The sequence below is a fragment of the Spirosoma koreense genome (genome assembly GCF_054777875.1).
This window is the reverse complement of the sequence record NZ_BAAHAC010000001.1, coordinates 14,514-34,282: the sequence shown is the minus strand read 5'-3', so window position 1 is coordinate 34,282 and position 19,769 is coordinate 14,514. Positions and strand designations below refer to the sequence as shown.

General features: G+C 51.5%; 16 protein-coding genes. 12 read left to right on the top strand and 4 right to left on the bottom strand.

The annotated features are described in order from the left end of the window. Positions 1–19: 19 nt before the first annotated feature. The 12 genes from ACYVC2_RS00120 to ACYVC2_RS00065 all read left to right on the top strand — a co-directional run bounded on the left by ACYVC2_RS00120 (position 20) and on the right by ACYVC2_RS00065 (position 15,832). Positions 20–781: a hypothetical protein gene (locus ACYVC2_RS00120; RefSeq protein WP_461100226.1), complete on the top strand. Its 762-nt coding sequence runs from the start codon at positions 20–22 to the stop codon at positions 779–781. After that, positions 765–3,302, top strand: coding sequence for an AMP-binding protein (locus ACYVC2_RS00115; RefSeq protein ID WP_461100225.1), 2,538 nt, complete (start codon positions 765–767; stop codon positions 3,300–3,302). Before ACYVC2_RS00120 ends, ACYVC2_RS00115 begins: the two co-directional genes overlap by 17 nt. Positions 3,303–3,810: 508 nt before the next feature. Then, positions 3,811–4,029, top strand: coding sequence for a hypothetical protein (locus ACYVC2_RS00110; RefSeq protein WP_461100224.1), 219 nt, complete (start codon positions 3,811–3,813; stop codon positions 4,027–4,029). A gap of 6 nt (positions 4,030–4,035) precedes the next feature. Then, the gene (locus ACYVC2_RS00105; RefSeq protein ID WP_461100322.1) at positions 4,036–4,596 is read left to right on the top strand and encodes a sigma factor-like helix-turn-helix DNA-binding protein; all 561 of its coding nucleotides are present in this window, start codon (positions 4,036–4,038) and stop codon (positions 4,594–4,596) included. 647 nt (positions 4,597–5,243) lie between these two features. Beyond that, positions 5,244–6,509, top strand: a complete 1,266-nt coding sequence (locus ACYVC2_RS00100; protein ID WP_461100223.1) for a sensor histidine kinase — start codon at positions 5,244–5,246, stop codon at positions 6,507–6,509. Positions 6,510–7,304: 795 nt separating this feature from the next. After that, positions 7,305–8,465, top strand: a complete 1,161-nt coding sequence (locus tag ACYVC2_RS00095) for a zinc-dependent alcohol dehydrogenase (protein ID WP_461100222.1) — start codon at positions 7,305–7,307, stop codon at positions 8,463–8,465. 11 nt (positions 8,466–8,476) lie between these two features. Then, positions 8,477–9,022 carry a hypothetical protein gene (locus ACYVC2_RS00090; RefSeq protein ID WP_461100221.1) on the top strand — a complete coding sequence of 182 codons (546 nt, stop codon included), beginning with the start codon at positions 8,477–8,479 and terminating at the stop codon, positions 9,020–9,022. A 130-nt stretch (positions 9,023–9,152) separates the two neighbouring features. Further along, positions 9,153–9,779, top strand: a complete 627-nt coding sequence (locus ACYVC2_RS00085; RefSeq protein ID WP_461100220.1) for a TMEM175 family protein — start codon at positions 9,153–9,155, stop codon at positions 9,777–9,779. A gap of 42 nt (positions 9,780–9,821) precedes the next feature. Beyond that, complete coding sequence (locus ACYVC2_RS00080) at positions 9,822–10,850, top strand: L-dopachrome tautomerase-related protein (RefSeq protein WP_461100219.1); 1,029 nt, start codon at positions 9,822–9,824, stop codon at positions 10,848–10,850. Between the two features lie 24 nt (positions 10,851–10,874). Then, a complete protein-coding gene (locus ACYVC2_RS00075) occupies positions 10,875–11,729 on the top strand; it encodes an SRPBCC family protein (protein ID WP_461100218.1) in 855 nt (284 codons plus the stop codon). Next, positions 11,710–12,876 carry a zinc-dependent alcohol dehydrogenase gene (locus ACYVC2_RS00070; RefSeq protein ID WP_461100217.1) on the top strand — a complete coding sequence of 389 codons (1,167 nt, stop codon included), beginning with the start codon at positions 11,710–11,712 and terminating at the stop codon, positions 12,874–12,876. The genes ACYVC2_RS00075 and ACYVC2_RS00070 overlap by 20 nt, the downstream gene beginning before the upstream one ends. Positions 12,877–13,174: 298 nt before the next feature. After that, positions 13,175–15,832, top strand: a complete 2,658-nt coding sequence (locus ACYVC2_RS00065) for an excinuclease ABC subunit UvrA (protein ID WP_461100216.1) — start codon at positions 13,175–13,177, stop codon at positions 15,830–15,832. A gap of 283 nt (positions 15,833–16,115) precedes the next feature. Here the strand turns inward: ACYVC2_RS00065 and ACYVC2_RS00060 are convergent, their stop codons facing one another. From ACYVC2_RS00060 to ACYVC2_RS00045, 4 genes are all read right to left on the bottom strand, one after another. Next, the gene (locus ACYVC2_RS00060) at positions 16,116–16,379 is read right to left on the bottom strand and encodes a hypothetical protein (RefSeq protein ID WP_461100214.1); all 264 of its coding nucleotides are present in this window, start codon (positions 16,377–16,379) and stop codon (positions 16,116–16,118) included. Beyond that, complete coding sequence (locus ACYVC2_RS00055; RefSeq protein ID WP_461100213.1) at positions 16,348–17,250, bottom strand: magnesium transporter CorA family protein; 903 nt, start codon at positions 17,248–17,250, stop codon at positions 16,348–16,350. Before ACYVC2_RS00055 ends, ACYVC2_RS00060 begins: the two co-directional genes overlap by 32 nt. 429 nt (positions 17,251–17,679) lie before the next feature. Then, on the bottom strand, positions 17,680–18,300 hold the full coding sequence (locus tag ACYVC2_RS00050) for a DedA family protein (RefSeq protein ID WP_461100212.1): 621 nt from the start codon (positions 18,298–18,300) through the stop codon (positions 17,680–17,682). Positions 18,301–18,624: 324 nt separating this feature from the next. Further along, positions 18,625–19,509: a helix-turn-helix domain-containing protein gene (locus ACYVC2_RS00045; RefSeq protein WP_461100211.1), complete on the bottom strand. Its 885-nt coding sequence runs from the start codon at positions 19,507–19,509 to the stop codon at positions 18,625–18,627. Between the last annotated feature and the right edge of the window lie 260 nt (positions 19,510–19,769).

The following is a 19,769-nucleotide window of genomic DNA, read 5'->3' as shown; positions in this document are numbered from 1 at the left end:
ATCAACTAATCAATTAGAAATGGAATTGTTTGTTCGATACGACCTTGAACGTTTATCCAAATACGCTTCTCTGGCTCACAATTTTGACCGCATACGAACCTACTTTACGACTACTCACACGTGCTTACACTTCGCGGATGTCGACTATTTTAACTACTGTGTCTGTTCAGAGGCTGATCAGATTCCACTGATCGTAGAGGATATCAAGTCGTTTTATCAACACACTCCCCATCGGTTATTGATTGAAGATACGACTCCGTTACTCCCCCATGCGTTGTTGAAACAACAGGGCTATATTTGTAAGGGCAAGCAGGTTCTGCTGCTGGCACCCGATCAGATTCATAAACTGGATGAATACCCAGCCGCAGCCCAACTGGAACCGGTGTCACCTGCAACTCTGTATTCCTTTACCCAGGATTACCTGGCTGGTTTTGAATCTGATCGAGCCGATGCCAAGCCGGTGGCACTCAATTTTGCTCAATTGTTAACTTCATCGGCGATTCAACTCTACCGGGTTGTGGCCCATCAGCAAGCGGTGGGCATTGCCACGCTTTATCAAGAAGGCAATCATTTTCTGCTGGCAGGAGGTGCCATTCTTCCCTCGTATAGAAATCAGGGCTATCATACCAGCGCTTTAGTCAGCCGTCTTCGGTATTGTTTACAAAACCAGCCTGAAAGTATTTCAGCCTGGGCCTACCAAAACAGTATCAGCTATCAGAATATGTGTCGGCTAGGCCTGGCTCCTCTCAAAGGCTACTGGATTTATGAACACAGGATTTAGAGCACGGTGGTATCAATTAACCAGGCAGTTTGCTAATCATGATGCCATTTGCCATACTAGTCGGCGGATCACCTATGGCCAGTTAGCGGAACAAGCTAATGGGTATGCACGTCAGTTAACAGATTTAGGGATTCGCCATTCGTGCGTTCCGGTGTTAATCGATTCTCCTGTTGATCATATTACAGCCCTTTTGGGTATTCTTCTTTCCGGTAATTACTACTATTCGGTCAATCCAGAACGGGCGTTACTGATTAACCCAACCCTAAAAAGTGTGGGTGCGCTGGCACTCATTGGAACGACGAGTTTGGTAAATCCCGCTTTGTTGCCGGATTCCCTAATGCTTATTCAGCCAGACACGATTCAGCCCCATCCACTTGGCCCAAGCAAGGTAGTCATCGAGCCCACAACGCCGTTTTGTTTGTTTACGACTTCAGGTACGACGGGCGAGCCTAAACAGGTTATTCATTCGCACCAGAGCGTGCTGACCGACACGGATCGACAGATTTCAGACAACCAGATTGGCCCTGCCGATCGTATTGATTTATTATTCTCGCTTGAGTTCAGTGCCTCCCTGGCGTGTGTGTTTCCGGCCCTGCTGACAGGGGCTACCCTCGTCATTCACAACCTCAAAAAAGAAGGCGTATTATCCTTGCCTGCCTTTTGGCAGCGGGAGCAGATTAGTTTCAGCACACTTTCTGTCAGTACGTTTCGGCTGCTGTTGAAAAGTGAGTTTGACTTTAAACTCCTCGATCGACTCCGTTTCCTGTCGATTGGTGCTGAGCCCGTTCACCGAAGGGATATCGAGGGATTTCAGGCGCAATTTGGTCAACAAACTACACTCCAGATTGCCTACGCCACGACCGAGACGCGGACCATTACCGAACAGAAAATACGGACGGATACCCTTTGGGATTCAACCCTGGCCTCTGTCGGCAAACCCATTACTGGGCGCACCGTTCGTATTCAGGCCGAAACCGGCAACTGGCTTGAGCCTGGACAAGTAGGAGAAATCGTCGTTCAGGCAACGAGCATTCCTTTTGGGTATGCCAACAATCCAGTGGCCAGCCAGCAAGCTTACCAACGCCAGGTCGATGGGCTGGTTAGCTATGCATCTGGTGACTTGGGCTATCTCGACAAAGCAGGTCACTTATTCTGGTGTGGGCGTACTGATTTTATGATCAAGAAGAACGGCCAGAAAATCAATTTGCTTGAATTGGAAGATGTGCTTGGGCAGGCGCCCGGCGTCTTGGAGGTGGCTGTGGTGAGCGATCCAAATGCAGCCCTGCAGCCCTTTATTCGGGCCTTTCTTCGGTCCGATTCTACGCTTGAGTTAACTACCGTGAAACGTTGGATGGCTGAGCGCTTACCAAACGTAATGCTCCCTGACGTCTATCAGTCCATTCCGGAATTACCTCGTACCCGGACCGGGAAAATTGATCGGACCGGTCTACTTCATCAGCACCCAATTGCCCGTTCAACTAACCTGGCTTCATCCCATTTTCCCACAATCTCTTTAGTCGATCAAATCAAAACCATCTGGGCTCAGACGTTGAATTATCCCGAGCCCATTGCAGATTATGATGATTTTTTTCGGGATCTCGGTGGCGACTCGCTTACGGCCGAGGCTTGTCTGGCCACCCTCGAAGCTCAGGTGGGCATGTCTTTGCCGATGCAACTGGCTTTTTCCTATCCTACACCTCAGGCGTTAGCCGCCTTTATAACGACGCCCCCAGAAACAGGCGTTCAACGAATTTCCCTGAATCAGCCTGTAGTGAATCGACCGAATATCTATTTTATACCTCCTCTTTCGGGTGACAAACGAATTTATCTCTGGCTGGAAAAGGCCCTGGGTGATCACGCTAACCTTTACTGTCTTTACTTTTCTCCCTTCACCGAGAGTGGGCAACTGAGGCCACTCCCTGCTCTGTATGATTCACTAGCTCGTCTCATTGATACGTCTGCCCCCAATCTATTGATTGGCTATTCCTTCGGCGGCATCCTAGCGTATGAAATAGCCTTACGACTGGATCGGCAATCACCCCAGCATCAATTGAATCGGCTGGTGCTAGTTGATACCCCTTTATACAAACGATACCCTTTTACTCAAGTAATCATTAAGGATATAAATCGAGGCTGGCATAAAATACAGCGGGTTTTTACCGCCAGCGAGACCTTCAGATGGTCAACGAATATCCAACAGTTAGTGGTACGCTACTGGAGCCGTCTGCAGGCCATAACTCCCCCATTGCCCCTATCGGATTGGCAGCAGAAAGCCGAATTTGCGGCCCAGACTTATAGCCGACAAGTAGTGGTAAGTACCCCTGTCGAACGGCCTATCGTGCTGTTCAGAGCCACCGACACGTCTTATTATCAGCAGGATATCAAACCGGACTATAAGTGGCATGCTTTCACAAGGGCAGGGCTGGAAGAACATTTACTGACTACGAATCATTACCATGTATTGAATCAAAGCAATAGTGAACAGATCGTTCTTGTTCTTCGGCGTATACTAGTATCCTAGAGGTTGACTAAAAGCTAAGTTGATCCTTGGTTTATCCGACTGGGTACCCATACCAGCCTATTTTATTTGCAGATAGTTCCTGACAAGTCAACGGACTGTAACGCTAGTGACTGGTATAAAAACTAGTGATGGCCTAATCGTATGCTGTTACCTGAGTTTGACAGACAGCCCAAAAACAACAGTCTCCCTAAACGCCCCCATGTGAGCCAAAAAAGCATTCATGTAGGTGCTTCTTTAAGGGAGACGCACAAGACTACAGTAAACCAGTAAGAAGATCTGCCGGGTGAAATGACTTATTTTCAGTTTTTGAAACGGTCGCTTGCTGATAGCTAGTAGGTGCTCCTGGCAATTGTTAAACCAACACGACAACTACACATGGCAAGTACAACGGTACTTTGACTAAAACATTCTGCCTTTTGGCTAAAACGGTTTTGTCCAAGCTGCTGACTTTTGCATCAACAAAAAGCAAAAGAAATGAACATTGTATTAACCGGCTCGCTGGGGAACATTGGCAAACCGCGCGGAAGACATCGTCCAGGACGTCTACGAAAAATGGATGTTGGTTGACAGGGTTATAGAGCCAAAAGCCTATCTGGGACGCATGACGGTCAACAAAAGTATTAACCGGCTCCAGGAGCTAAAGAAGCAGCGGGAAAGCTACAAGGGGTTATGGTTACCCGAACCCTATATCACGCTGGAAGCCGAACAGCCTCCAACTCTGGAATAAGGTCTACTGTTTCTGCTTGAACGACTCAATCCCATAGAACGGGCGGTGTTTATCCTCCGGGAAAGCTTTTCGGAAGATTACCGCAGCATTGCTGAACTCACCGGTGTATCGGTTGACAACTGTCGCCAGCTGTTGCACCGGGCACGTGAAAAACTTGCTTATTGTAAGCCTCAACCGGTAGAGCCTACCACTCAAGGAGCGCTCACGAAGGCGTTTCTTGTCGCTTTACAACAGCAGGATCGCGATGCGCTCAACCAACTGCTTCGAACCGACATCGAATTATTCAGCGATGGAGGAGGCAAACGGGCCGCTGGCCTCAAGCCCCTGTTTGGATTGCAGAAGGTGCTTAAGTTTTTATTGGGTGTCATGCAGTTGCCGGAAAATCAGGGTAATGAATTTATCCACCGACCCGCTTTTGTCAACGGGCAGGCTGGGTCCCTTATCTTTCACCGGGAAACAGGTGAGTTAGATTCGATGACTTACATTGGCTGGGACACTACCCAAATCACACGTCTGTTGTATGTGCGCAATCCAGATAAATTACAGATTCGGACCAGCCAGTCCTAATGCCTAATTGGCTTATTGCAGAAACGGGGCAAATCTATCTCATTCTTACCAATCGCTTCAATTTGAGGTGATAAAGACGTTATTCAATAATGGGAGCGTTTTCGTGGACGAAAAAAAGATATATCCCTTTGTACTATTAAGCGAATAAGCTACTATTATTTTCAAGAACATCTGGCCGTTTGAAATTGTACATTTCCTCTACCATCAAAAACTACTTCTTTGTCAATACTGTCCTGGTTATACCAAGTTAAGACGCCAAGAGCGGTAGAGAAATGGAGACGGCAAAGTTGCTCCCAACCATCAACTCCCCTCATCAACCAGACCCTGAATTCATCCGTGACCAGACGAGTAAACCGTTCGGTTTGGTCATGCCAGAGCCCATAAAGGGCCTTCAATTGACGTGGCTATATCAGCGCTGAAGAAAGTTGATTCGTAGGGCTGCTTGTCTGGTCGCCTATCGCCTGAAATAAACAAATACCTTACGATAAGAAACCTGCTTCTTCTAAACAATTAGTTTAAACACGCGTTACCACAACCGAACGAACAACGGCTTTACGTATCCGTTCCTTTCGTCTGGTTGCCCAGTTGGGAACACTTCCTCCGGACGAACCGCTCCTGCCGGATGTAGAGATCTTGCCTGCACAACCATGATAGCCTCTGCTCATTTCGCGTCGGCTCCGCTAGGCCAACTTGCTTCCTTTCTGGCCACCCGGCGACAAGTGCTGCTGGCCAACTGGCGAACGGCTTGTGAAACCGATCCGGGCCTGAAAAGCGTCAATCGCTTAAGCCCCGACGAGTTTACCAACAAAGTTCCGTTTATGCTCAATGTGTTCCAGCAGCAATTGCAGCATCAGCATGAAGAAGCCCAGGTTGATCGCTTAGCCGCGGAGCATGGCCTGCTTCGTTGGCATAAGGGTTATGTCCTGGCCGAATTGTTGACCGAGATGCATTATTTAGGCCAGAGTATGCTGGCCGAACTGCGGGCTTTCTGGCAACTTCACCCCTCAACGGATTGGCCTATGATCACCCTGGCCTATGAGCACGTCTTTGCGTTCGCCGAACAGATAAACACCGGCAGTGTAAGCCAGTTTATCGACTTACAACGTACGGCAGCGGCCAGCCGGGTCAACGTACTGGAAAAAGCCCTAGCGGAACTCCAGGCGCTCAGCCAGCAACGCACACAGGTCCTGCGCCATTCCTCTCATGATCTACAGGGTAGTTTCGGCATCATTCAGGGAGCCGCTTCTCTCCTGGAACTGGTGATGGACTCCCAACAGGAGTGTAAACAGATGCTGGACATGTTGCACCGTAATCTGACTACTTGCCGCTCGCTGGTTACCCAGTTGATGGATCTGGCCCGGTTGGAAGCCGGACAGGAAGCCCTGCACATTCAGCCCCTGGATGCGGGTCAGTTGTTGACTAATCTGGTGGCGAGCTACCAACCGCTGGCCGCCGAGCGGGGGCTTTCACTCAAAGCGGACGGGCCAGCCAGCTTCCCGGTCGAGTGTGATCCCCTTCAGCTTCAGCGCATTATTCAGAATCTGGTGCTCAACGCCCTCAAGCATACCGCTACGGGCTGGGTGTCGGTTTGCTGGAGTCGGGAGAGTACCTCTCACTGGATGGTGAGCGTGCAGGATTCGGGACCAGGCTTACAGACCTCGACTCAGGTGGGTTCTCGGCCCTACCGGGTAGTTCCTTCCCCCGAAACCACTGCGTCTTATGATTTCGCCTATGCTCAGCCAGCGGCTACCGCCCAGTCATACCGCTCCGGGTTTGCCCACCAGGGGGAAGGCGTAGGCTTATCGATCGTCAAGGGCTTGTGTGAACTACTGCGGGCTAGTTTAGAGATCGACAGCAGGCCAGGCGTAGGCACCTTATTTCGGATACGGCTGTCAATTCAGGGACCGGCTTAAGGGCCACCTCCGCCGTTCCCTTGAGGATAGTTTAGTCCTTTGCTCTGTCTGGAGGTAGCTCCCTGTTTCCACCAGAACTGACGCAGGCTTTAAGGCACCCTTGACCAACGGGTAAAGGTCTGAAACTTACCGATGTATAAGCGAACGTCCGGCTGATCAGCCGGGCACGCAAAGGCTCGGTCCATTTTTTATATTCGTCCGTAACCTCACTTTTTAAGTTCGTCTTTAACTTTCTTATTAAACAAAAGTAGTCTTTGACGAGTCGGCGACCTGACAGGGGTGGATCTCACACTCCATAAATCGCGAAAAGGTGTCGCCAGTACGAGCCAGACGATGCTGATACCGGCCGTTATCAGAGCCACAACGGGTAGCCGACGGAAGAATAACCCGTCGGTTGCGGGGCAAGAAGGCGAAAGTACTTGTCTTACGAGACGGTAGGTATCTGTGAATCAGGTACAGGATGGACAGTTGTTCCTATGTCGGAAGGGATAAACCATACAGATCGTGTTGAGGGGCTTGCCCCATACCGCTAACACGCCCTTCTGATTACCCAGAAGCGTCAATTCGTAAGTGGGGACTTGTGGTGGAAATACTAGTCAAATGATGCTGCTTCTCTTTGACCGACCTCTCTGGTAGGTAGCCAGCATGGCAACTTGGCGGATAGACCTGTTTAAGCACTGTCGATAGTGCTTAAGGTAGCCTCCATGCGGCATGACAACGAATTGGGCTACAGTAGACCAGCTCAATCACCTTTCTAGAGCAAACCAGCTCAATCACCTTTAACGACAGGTAGCTATGTTAGCAATGAATTTTCGCGGCCCCCGTCAAATCAGGCTAGACCGTAACAAACCCGAGCCGGAGATTAAGCATCCCTATGATGCGATTGTCCGGGTCACCCGATCCCTAATTTGCGGCTCAGACCTGCACCTCTATCACGGTCGAGTGCCCGACACACGGGTGGGCATGACCTTTGGCCATGAGTTTACCGGCGTTGTCGAAGCGGTAGGCTCGGGCGTGCAAAAACTGAAAGTAGGTGACCACGTGCTGGTGCCGTTCAATGTTGCCTGTGGCACCTGCCCGCATTGCAAGCAGGAACTCTATGGCAACTGCAATGAGTCCAATCCGGAAGCTACCGCCGTCGGCGGATTTTTTGGCTATGCCCACACCGGCGGTGGCTATGATGGCGGCCAGGCCGAATACGTTCGGGTACCTTACGCCGATGTGAGCCCTACTAAAATCCCCAAAGGAATGGACCTGGAAAACGCCGTTTTGCTGACCGATGTGGTGCCCACGGGCTATCAGGCGGCCGAGCAGGGCGGTATCCAGAAGGGAGACACCGTGGTGGTGTTTGGGGCCGGTCCGGTGGGGCTGATGGCGGCCCGCTTTGCCTGGTTTTTCGGGGCTACCCGGGTCATTGTGATTGATCACGTAGACTACCGCCTGGAATTTGCCCGTAAGTTTGCTTTTGCTGAGGCTTACAATTTCCGGGACATGAAAGACCCGGTGTTGTTCTTGAAAAAGGCCACCGATTACTTTGGGGCCGACGTCTGTATCGATGCGGTAGGCTGCGATGGCACTGGCAGTGCCTTGCAATCCATCACCGGTAAAGGACTACTCCTGCAAGCCGGCGATGCCACGGCCCTGCACTGGGCGATTAACTCGGTAAAAAAAGGCGGCATTGTTTCCATCATCGGGGTATACGGTCCCCCCTGGAACCTGGTACCCATCGGTAGTCTGATGAACAAAGGGATTACCCTGAGGGCCAACCAGGCATCGGTAAAACGGCTGCTGCCCAAACTGATTGATCACATCATGAGCGGCCGCATCAATCCCAAGGAAATAATCACGCACCGGCTGCCGCTGGAAGAAGTGTCGGATGCGTACCGCATGTTTTCCAGTAAGCTCGACCACATCGTTAAACCCCTGTTAATTCCGCCACGTGCCAATGCGGCTTAACCCCTTGTCTTATGCAAATCATACTAGAAGATACAATAGCCGAATTTGAGGACCGCACGATTGCGGACCGAAACCTGAAAAACCGCACCAAAGACATCCCCGGCTGGGGTATGGATGCCGATCCGGAAAATGATCCCACCTACCCCATGAAGCATTGGAACGGTGCGGACCACGAACGGCTCAATTATGTAAAAGCCCCCCAGCAGCCCATCGACATCGAGGTTTTGCATTCGGTGGAGCGACCAGGCGTTACCCGTGTCTTTGGTACGTCATCACCGCCTTCTGGCCTCAGTGGGGCTATCCGTCGCTATGCCTATCAGTATAGTGAAGCGACCGCTACGCACTGGATGACGCTGATATTGGCCGACCGGATCAACGCCATTGAGGGAAAGCTGAGTGACTTAACACATGGCATTCTTCCCAATCCCTGGATTGAGCGGGGCTGGCGAGCGGAATGGAAGCACAACCGCCCTGCTTTTATCCGAAAGACAGCGACGACGGCCTTGCTGATCACGGCCGGCTTCATGCTGCTGAAACGGAAAAACAAGCGTAAGTAGGTCTCAGTAAGCGGTAGGATTGATTATATCAACCCAAAAGAGGCCACAAGCTGCACACTTTTGGGTTGATACTTTTTGATTCCAGTAATGATGTCATGGCAACAGTAGTGTTGAATTTTAAACCGTTCTTATGTACAATCATCGACCAACGGATCGGCTCGAATATTTTAACGACGCTGTTTTAGCAATTGCGGCAACATTGCTTGCTACCGAACTGCCGAAGCCGGAAACCGAGACAGGCTTGCTGCGGGCCATCGCCAACCAATGGCCTTCGTATGCTGCTTTTGCTGCGTCTTTCCTGTTTATATGCATTGCCTGGTCTAACCACCACAACATGTTTATTTACATAAAGCAAACGGATCAATACCTGCTTATCCTAAATATTTTGCTTTTGCTATTTGTTACACTGCAGTCTTTTACCACCGGGTTATTGGCACGGCATGTAGGCAAACCAGATGAGCGTACGGCCGCCTTGATCTATCATGCGACCTTGGTGTTGATGACCTTGTTTTATAATTGTATGTGGTGGTACGCAATTAGAAAGCCCGAACTTTTAGAAGACGGTATAGATAAGCGGCTCATCCGTTCTCTTACAAAGGAATATGCGATTGCCCCTGCGCTGCACCTGGCTGCCTTACTCATTTGTTTGTGGAGCGTACCCTTTAGTATCATCCCTGTTTTGTTGATATACGTCTATTTTGCTTTGCCACGGGCAAGTGAAAAAAGGGGGAATTTAATTAAGAATAGCCAAGCATAGGTATCTAGTTAGGGGTACTCTGTCAATTAAACCGATCCAATCATGAGTACGAGCAGTCATCAACTGGAACAAGTCTTTTCAGACGATACGTACCAATTAACCGGTGTCGCTATAGCGAAAGACGGTCGTTTGTTTAGCTGTTATCCTTTATGGCCCGGACCACACAAATACAGTGTTGTCGAAATTTTACCCAATAACCAGGTGAAACCTTATCCGGACGAACGGTGGAATAGTTGGCAGGAAGGGGACAATGGAAAAAACAAATGGGTTTGTGTGCAGGCCGTTTATGTTGATCAGGAGAACTACCTGTGGGTGGTGGACCCGGCCTGCCCCAACATGGAACACGTTTATGACACTAGTTTTAAGCTGGTCAAGTTCAACCTGGCGACCGACAGTATCGAAGACGTGTACCGGTTTGAGGGCGTACTTACCAACAAAAGCTATATCAACGATGTGCGGGTCGATACCCGTCGACAGGTAGCGTATCTGACGAACTCCAATGAAGGGGGCATTGTGGTGGTTAATCTAAAAACGGGAGCTAGCTGGCAGGTACTGCACAACCATCCATCGGTGCAACATGACCCTTCCTTTACCCTGATCGTGGACGGAAAGGAATTTAGAAAGCAGGGGCAGCCGGTACACCTTCAATCCGATGGCTTGGCCTTAACGCCGGATGGCGAATGGCTGTATTACAAACCACTCACCGACAATAAACTCTACCGCATCCGAACGGAATTCTTGCGAAACGAAGCATTACCAGAAGATCAACGGGAGGCCGCGGTAGAAGATTTAGGACGGTTTGCGGTTACGGACGGGATGATTTTTGAAAAAAACGGCAACCTGTACCTGGGCGATTACCAGAATTATAAACTAGTCCGAATAACGCCTGCGCACAAGCTGGAAGATGTCGTATCCGATGAACGGCTGATATGGCCGGATAGTTATTCGATTTCGACGGATGATTATCTATACCTCAGTTGCTCCCAGATCAATAAGCAACCCGATTACAATGATGGCGAAAACAAACGAACCACCCCGTATGCCATTTACCGAATGAAGTTGCCTGCTTAACAAACCTTATATCTCCCTAAAATTATGGCAAACAAAAAGCAGCCCGTGTCGAGTGTACTGGGCATGGGACAGATTGAGCCAGACGTCAGCGGTTCCAGTCAAATCAATGTGGGCAATACGGAACGCATCTGGTCGGCGGCTGGTGGCGCGCTGCTCGCTACGTACGGCTTACGACGTGGTTCGTTGAGCGGGCTAGTACTGGCCACGTTGGGCGGCTTTATGGTCTACCGGGGGGCATCGGGCTATTGTCTCATGAACCAGGCGCTGGGGCGAAATACGGCCGAGCCACCCCCCGAAAATCAGGTGGTCGATTCGATTGAAATCGCCAAAAGCCTGACGATCAACAAACCCCGCGAGGAGGTATATGCCTACTGGCGGCAACTGGAGAATCTGCCCCAGTTTATGTTTCATCTGAGCGAAGTTCGACAAATCGATAACAAACGGTCGCATTGGGTAGCGAAACTCTCGGATGGTCTCCTCGCTAAAACGCTGGGAACGGTGGAGTGGAATGCGGAGATACTTGAGGAGGTAGAGAACGAGCGATTGGTTTGGAAATCAGTTGCCGATGCCCGGATTGACAACGCCGGTGAAGTTAGGTTTGTCGATGCGCCCAATGGCCAGGGTACAGAAGTTCACGCGGTTATCAAGTATCGTCCACCGGCCGGGCAATTAGGCGGTGCGATCATGAAACTATTCAACCCGGCTTTTGAGGAAATGATCAAACAGGACCTGCGTCGGTTCAAGCAATTGATGGAAACCGGCGAAATAACGACCATCGAAGGGCAGCCCTCCGGTCGGAAACCTGAGCAACAATCCGGCAAGAAACCTGTATCTGAACACGCTAAAGCAGACCAAAAACATGAAAGCGCTATGTTATAACGGTGTTGGCGACCTGCGCACGGAGCGGGTTCCCGACCCTACTATTCTCAACCCCAAAGACGCGATTCTGCGGGTTATTCTCTCATCGGTTTGCGGCTCCGACCTGCACCTGCTCAACGGCTACGTGCCGACCATGCGCGAAGGCGACATCATTGGCCATGAGTTTATGGGCGAAGTGATTGAAACTGGCTCCGAGGTGAAGAAGCTCAAGAAAGGTGACCGGGTCGTGGTGTGTTCAATTCTGGGTTGTGGCGAGTGCCAATATTGCCAGAGTACGCAATGGTCGCTCTGCGACAACTCCAATCCCCACGCCTGGATACCGGAAAAAGCCTACGGTGATTCGCCGGCGGGGATTTTCGGGTACTCCCACGCGTTTGGCGGTTATGCCGGTTCGCATGCCGATTATATTCGCGTACCCTATGCCGACCGGGGGTGCTTTGTCATTCCCGAAGGGTTACCCGACGAAGCGGCCGTTTTTGCTTCCGATGCGATGCCAACGGGCTTTATGGCCGCGGATCTGGTCGACATCCAGCCGGGTAACGTGGTGGCGATCTGGGGCTGTGGCGGAGTGGGTCAAATGGCGATTCAAAGTGCTTTTCTGCTGGGCGCGTCCCGCGTGATTGCCATAGACCGGGAACCCGACCGGCTGCGCATGGCCAAAGACATCAGCGGAGCCGAAGTACTTGATTTCTCGAAAGTCGATATTCAGGAAGCCTTGCGGGAGATGACCGGTGGGCGTGGCCCCGACCGATGTATCGACTGCGTGGGCATGGAAGCGGTTAGCGAGGGGCTGGATTATTATTACGATAAAACCAAGCAATTTGTCCGGCTGGAATCCGATCGGCCAATTGTGCTGCGGGAAGCCATCCTGGCTTGTCGGAAAGGCGGCACGGTTTCGATTATAGGCGTGTATGGCGGCTTAGTCGACAGCATTCCGATGGGGGCAGCCATGAATAAAGCCCTGACCTTCCGAATGGGCCAGCAACACGGGCAGCGCTACATTCCCCGGCTGCTGGAGCATCTGCAGAAAGGAGAGCTTAATTCAAGGTTTATGCTCACCCACAAAATGTCGCTTGATGAGGGCATGAAAGGCTACGATCTGTTCAATAAAAAAGAAACTATGCGGGTTGTTTTTGCGCCACAATAAGGGATTAGACGGCTGGTCAGGCGGGAGGAAGCCCGCGATAGCGCGTCAAAACGGCGGGTTTCCATCCGCCTGACCAGCCGTCGCTTCTAAACTAATGAAGCTGTTTACCGTTTTTAGTGAGACGAAGGAGTGACCATGAATTTGTTAGCTAAATGGTCCTCCCTCCTTCTTGTGTAAGAGAGTCTGTTAACGTTTTGCCCAGCATTCAATACACACTACAATTGAAAAAACGGGGATCCGTTAGAGCTTTTTAAGGCAGGCTGCCAAACCACCAATCACATTCGGTATCCCTTTTAGCATGGCTCGACAAACAAACGCCAACGACCAGGACGACAATGCAGCATCCGGATTTGTCCGCGTGCGGGGGGCTCGTGAGCACAACCTCAAAAATATCGACGTCTCCATACCACGAAATCAGCTGGTGGTTTTCAGCGGTGTCTCCGGCTCGGGCAAATCGTCGCTGGCCTTTGGCACCCTCTATGCTGAAGCACAGCGACGGTATCTAGAATCAGTTTCCCCATATGCCAGACGGCTCATCGATCAGGTCGGCGTGCCGGATGTCGATGCCATTGACGGCCTTCCGCCAGCCGTTGCACTCCAGCAGCAACGCGGCACGCCCAATGCCCGCTCGACAGTGGGGAGTCTGACGACCCTCTCGAGCCTGGTGCGCATGCTCTACTCGCGCGTGGGTACCTACCCCCCCCGCCAGACCATGCTTTATGCCGAGGATTTTTCCTTCAATACCCCCCAAGGGGCTTGTCCACGCTGCCAGGGCATGGGCCGGGTGCATACCATGACGGAAGAGTCGATGGTTCCAGATCCGTCGCTGACCATCCGCCAGCGGGCCATTGCCGCCTGGCCCACGGCCTGGGGCGGTCAGAACCTGCGCGACATTTTAGTCTCGCTGGGCTATGACATCGACATACCCTGGAAAGACCTGCCCAAAAAGGATCGACAGTGGATTCTCTTTACGGACGAGCAGCCGACGGTTCCCGTCTATGCGGGCCTCACCCCAACCGAAACGCGTCAGGCTCAGCGACTGAAGATGGAACCCAGCTATCAGGGAACCTTCAGCAGCGCCAGGCGAAACCTGGAGCACACGCTTGCCAACACGGAAAGTGCAGCGATGCGCAAACGCGTGTTGCAGTTTATGATCAGTAGCCCCTGCCCGGTATGCCAGGGCAAGCGCCTAAAGCCCGAGGCACTTTCGGTTACCTTCGCCGGCTACGACATCGCCGATCTTTCGCATCTCTCCCTGGACCAACTGGCAGACGTGATCAGGCCGGCCGCGAATGGCGAGTTTACCGCCGACAGGAATCCGTCAATGTCGCTGGTAAGTCGCCAGGCGGCAAAAGCCGCGCTGGATAATCGCGTGCAGGCCGGTGGCTCAGCGCACAAGGGCGCCCCTGATGTGCGTCGTACGGATGATCTCTCGCCTGAAAAGCGCATCGCTGCCGAGCGCCTGTGCGGTGATCTGCTGGATCGCCTGACAACGCTCATCGAGCTGGGTCTTGGTTACCTGTCGCTTGACCGCAGCACGCCCACCTGCTCATCCGGGGAGTTGCAGCGGCTGCGGCTAGCCACTCAACTTTCCTCCCAGCTCTTTGGGGTCATCTATGTGCTGGACGAGCCGACAGCCGGACTGCACCCGGCCGATGGCCACGCGCTCTTCGACGCCCTGGACAGACTCAAAGCGTCGGGTAACTCACTCTTCGTGGTCGAACACGACGTTGAGCTGATGCGTCGTGCGGATTGGCTGGTTGATGTTGGCCCTGAAGCGGGCAGCGCGGGCGGGCGCATTCTCTACAGTGGAGAACCACAAGGCCTTAGGGCGGTCAGCGAGTCCCGCACCCGGCCCTACCTGTTTGAAGAAACAGCCCAGCTGGCGTCCCCCAACCGTCCCCCTCAAGGCTGGCTACGTCTGGAAGGAGTCCGACGGAATAATCTCCAGGGGGTGACTGTTTCGTTTCCGCTGGGTTGCTTTACTGCCGTAACCGGTGTCTCGGGGTCGGGTAAATCCAGCCTGGTGAGCCAGTCTCTGCTGGATCTGGTGGCAGCGCACCTGGGCATGAGACGGGAAGAGGCCGAGGAAGATACGCTGGAAAATACCCCAGCCGAAAAAACCATCGGTCGATTGGGGGGCGATATCGAGGCCATCCAGCGACTGATTGAGGTGGATCAAAAACCAATCGGACGAACCCCACGCTCCAACCTGGCCACGTATACCGGGCTTTTTGATCAGGTACGCAAACTCTTTGCCGCCACGCCGGAAGCCCGTAGGAGACACTTCGATGCCGGGCGTTTTTCCTTCAACGTCGCCAAAGGACGGTGCCCTACCTGTGAGGGAGAAGGCCAGGTCAGCATCGAGCTGCTGTTCATGCCGAGCGTGTATGCCCCCTGTCCGACCTGTCATGGCACACGCTATAACGAGAAGACGCTGGAGATCAACTGGAACGGCAAATCCATTGCGGATGTGCTGAACATGACGGTTGATGAAGCCTGCCTGTTTTTTGCTCAGGAAGCGTTGGTGTTGCGCTCCCTCGACACACTGAGGGATATTGGTCTGGGTTATCTCAAACTTGGGCAAAGCGCGACCGAACTTTCCGGCGGGGAGGCCCAGCGCATCAAGCTCTCCACCGAACTGCAACGTACCCAACGCGGCACCACTCTCTACGTGTTGGACGAGCCGACCACAGGCCTGCATCCGCGTGATGTCGACCGGCTTCTTGTTCAGCTTAACCGCCTGGTTGATGCGGGCAACACTGTTATCGTCGTCGAGCATGATATGCGTACGGTCGCCCAGTGTGACTGGATTATTGACGTAGGCCCCGGAGCCGGGAATCAGGGCGGCACGATCGTTGCAGCAGGCACACCCGCCGAGATCGCAGCGAGTCAGGCAAGCCGCACGGCTCCTTTCCTGGCGAACATTCTGAATCCCGAGCTAAGTCCTCCCTAATCAACGTCACTACAAGTCAATGCACTACCTAGTTAGTTTCGGGTAACCTTCCACCTCGTTTCATCTTGGTCCGGCTGCTTTACAGTCTGACTGGATGGCCCCCAAAGCACCGCACCGGCGGCCCGGTGCATTGGTGCCCGAAAGTCGGGCTTTCACATTGTTACTAAACCAGCCAGGAAAAAGACTTCGTCTTACTTAAATCATGAGGTCAATTCAGTAGCCTGTCGCTACGCTGAGCTGCAACTACCCTATAGGAGCAGGCAACCCTATCGTTGAAAATACTCTATTTTTTCTGCATCAACATTGCTAATATGCTGCCCGAAGCGTTCGTGTTAAACGCCACCGAATACGTACCGGAGGATACGCCCGTGAACGAGTACGTCCCGGCGACTGTCACTGGAATGGTCGACAGGGCCGATCCACTACTGACCAGCGTAACGTACAGGGACTGCTTACCCGGCGTTCCCGGATCAATGGGCGTTCCGTTCAGCGGGTCAGGCCCTACTCCTACCTGATTAGAGCCAGCCTTTTCGCTTAAACCAACCATAAATGCCCAGGGCAACGGCAAGCATTGTCACCAGTACAGCCGGATAGCCATAGCGCCAGCTTAATTCGGGCATGTGCGTGAAGTTCATCCCATAAATGCCTACGATAAAGGTCAAGGGCAGAAAGAAGGCCGAAAAGACCGTAAGTACCCGCATGACCTCATTGGTCCGCTGAGAAGCCATCGACAAATAAATGGTGAGCAGATGGCTGGCCGCTTCTTCCAACTGTTCATAAATGGTCCGGGCTTTCAGGAACAAATCCAGGGTGTCCTGTAAGACCGGGGACACCCCTTCGGTTCGTTGCAAACAATGCAGGACATCCTCCGTCAGAGTTAGGATTCGTTTGGCCGAAGAGGCTTTACGCTTTAAATAATAAAGTTGCTGAAGCACCTCTTTAGTGGGATTGCCTAAAAATAAAGCCGCTTCGACGTTGTCTATTTCGGTGGCCAACGCCAAGCCGGGATCGATATAACTGTTGAGCACCCAGCGCACAATGCGAATGGTTAACTCAGCGGTTGATTCACAATGCCCCGGAGCCACAAATCGTTTTTTTATTTCATCCAGTACCGGTTGGGCATTTCGGTGGACCGTAATGATGAACTCCTGACTATAAAAGATGGCTATTTTATTACTTAACTCCTGGATGGTATCGGCGTCGATATCCTTATCGGGGTTATAAATGCGGGTGATAATAAAATTTACCTGCCCGATCGACTCGAATTTAGGTAGATGATCCGGGTCCAGGCAGTCTTTAATGACGGTGTAGTAGAGATCATACTGTTGGGCCACTTTATTGAGCTCATCCGGCGAAGGATCATTCAGATCGAGCCAGGTGAAGGCGTGTTCGGTTTTCGTGGCTAATTCTTGCTGCATGCGGAAGGGTAACTAGTGCAGCTATAAAGTTCGTATTCTATCCGCTTATTGAGTGTTTGGCAGGTCCGGGTTAATTAAGATTTAACCCAATCAACAAACCGAACCAGTTTTTTGCTGTTACAGCCAGCTTTGGCGATTAGGATGGGGCAATTGGCCAGGCCAGCAGTCAACCGGACCGAGGTGTCCTTTGCCCATACCGTTTTATAAATCAGTCACTGAGTCAATTTGGTAACGCTTACCCTGTCCAACCTTTGGACCCTCTGCCCGGCAATGCTCCCAATGCCAACACGCGGGTATACCGGATACCCGATGCGTTTTGACTCATTTGTATGGTGATGCTGCTGGTAGGCATCACCATAGCCCGCGTGGGTAAGCTGTCCCGCCTACCAGGCCTGAAGGCTTCGGATTAAGTTAGACCGATATATAGTTTTATGAAGCCTGGTTAACCGAATGGGATGAAGACTCCATGACAGCCTTACCAACTGGCTGTTTTTTTAAGCCATATCGTTTAACAAGCTGGTAAAGTAGCCAGGCTCCCCCGAAGATGGCTATCACCATAAGCACTAGTGTATCGGAAGGGTGAAGGCGATCATAGAGCTGTTTAAACCCTTGCACTAAGTTGTTACCTAAAAGAGCAATCAGTAGCGCCCAGACCAGCGCCCCCAGGGCGTTGTAGACCATAAACTGCCTCGCAGAAAAGCCAGCCAGCCCTACCGCGGCTGGTATGGCCCCCCGTAAGCCATATAAGGCGCGAAAACCCACCACCAGCCCCGTGCCATAGCGAGTCATCAAGCGCTCAATTCGCTGGTAGCGAAGCTGCCAGCGAGGCCGGGTGCGCATAAAGGCAGCACCGTACCGATAGCCCAGCCAGAAACAGAGTTGGGTGACACAAAACGAAGAGAGGGCGGCCAGCCCAATGACAACCGGTAGCGAAAAATAGCCTTGGTGAGCCAAATAAACCCCCACCAATAAAAAGGCTTCACTTTCCAGTAGCACTCCCAGAAACAGGATGGGGTAGCCGTAGGTAAGCATGAGTTCCTGGAAATCCATCGTTCATCAGCTGAAGTTGTTCCTTTATAAAACTCACTAAGGGTCAAAAGGTTATCGCCCAAGGGGGTTCGCTTTTTGTAGGTGGTTTATTTTAGGCAGGTTATGCAGGGGTTGACTCGACCGGCTAAGCAGCTACCTATAAATTGGACGTTTATTGCGATCCCATCTGTGAGTTATTATCGACGCGGCCGGTATCCCCCTGGCATACATCGGGCGTACAATGGGCCGTTTTTTCTACTAATTGCCATGGGGCCAGGAGCGGCTGACCGTCACCACCGTGTTCCAGTAAGTAGTTTACATAGTGGCTCTCGTTCCCGATAGATGTCAGGATGTACTCTCCTGCTTTCGAAAGGCGACGGGTGAAAGACCATTTTTCTTTTTGAACAGTTTTGAAAAGTAATAAACCGATTCAAAACCGGTCTGATTGGTAATTTCACTGATATTCAGATTCGTATTGATGAGCAAGTCTCTGGCACGGGACAAGCGAAGATTAAGATGATATTGATTAGGCGAGACGCCGGTTATACGCTTGAAGGCTTTTCGGAAAGCAGAATAGCCCATTGGTAATTGACTGGCCAACTCTTCTACGTCTACCTGCGTCTCGTAGGACTCCTGCAAGATAAACTCAGCTTTAGCTATTAGTCTTCCCACGGGGTCATGATCATAATCTTTAAATTTCGACACTGTATTTAATACCCCTAATATCTGCAAAGTGATCCCGGCAATTTGCTGATGATAGCCAACACTAGCAGCCTTCACCTGATCAAATATCCGGTATAAGAGCACCAAAATTTCTTTGTTTGACTTTACGTCCACAAATGGCCTGCCCGGATTAAAGTTTAGGTTATCCATTAATTGCTGGATATAGTATCCGTTGAAACCGACCCAATATTCTTCCCAGCCCGATTTAAGGTCGGGTTTATAGCGGTGCCACACACCCGGAAAAAGAAAAAAACACTGTCCCGCATTGACTTCGGTCGGTTGCAAATCTTTCGCATCGAAGACGCCCTTGCCTCTGGTTATGAAAATGATGTAGTAGTCGTTGAGGATCCTTCCCCGGTTCCAGGTCAGTTTATGACTATCTGGATGAGGCTCGTTGGGGTAATGTTGATTGGGTTCAACTTTCGAGTAACCTACTGTGGTTACATACAAACCCCAATGCTCTTCTGTCTTACCGACAGTCAGATACTTGAAAAAGTTGTTCGACATAGTTTTTAACTGCCTTATCCTTCGTCGCAGGTCTTATCCAAAGCCCCGGTTCAACGACTTCTTATAGGCAGTCCATTACCTATCAAAAAGTACAAACCACATAAAAACTATCGTCCTGTTGCCGATCCGATGAGGGGTTCGATTCATTTGGTTTTACGCGCTCTGGCAACCGGTAAAACAACCCATCCGGAGAACGATGCCATTTTTACTTTATGATTCAACGTATTAGCCCCGTAGCGAAAATCGGGCTTAAATAGACT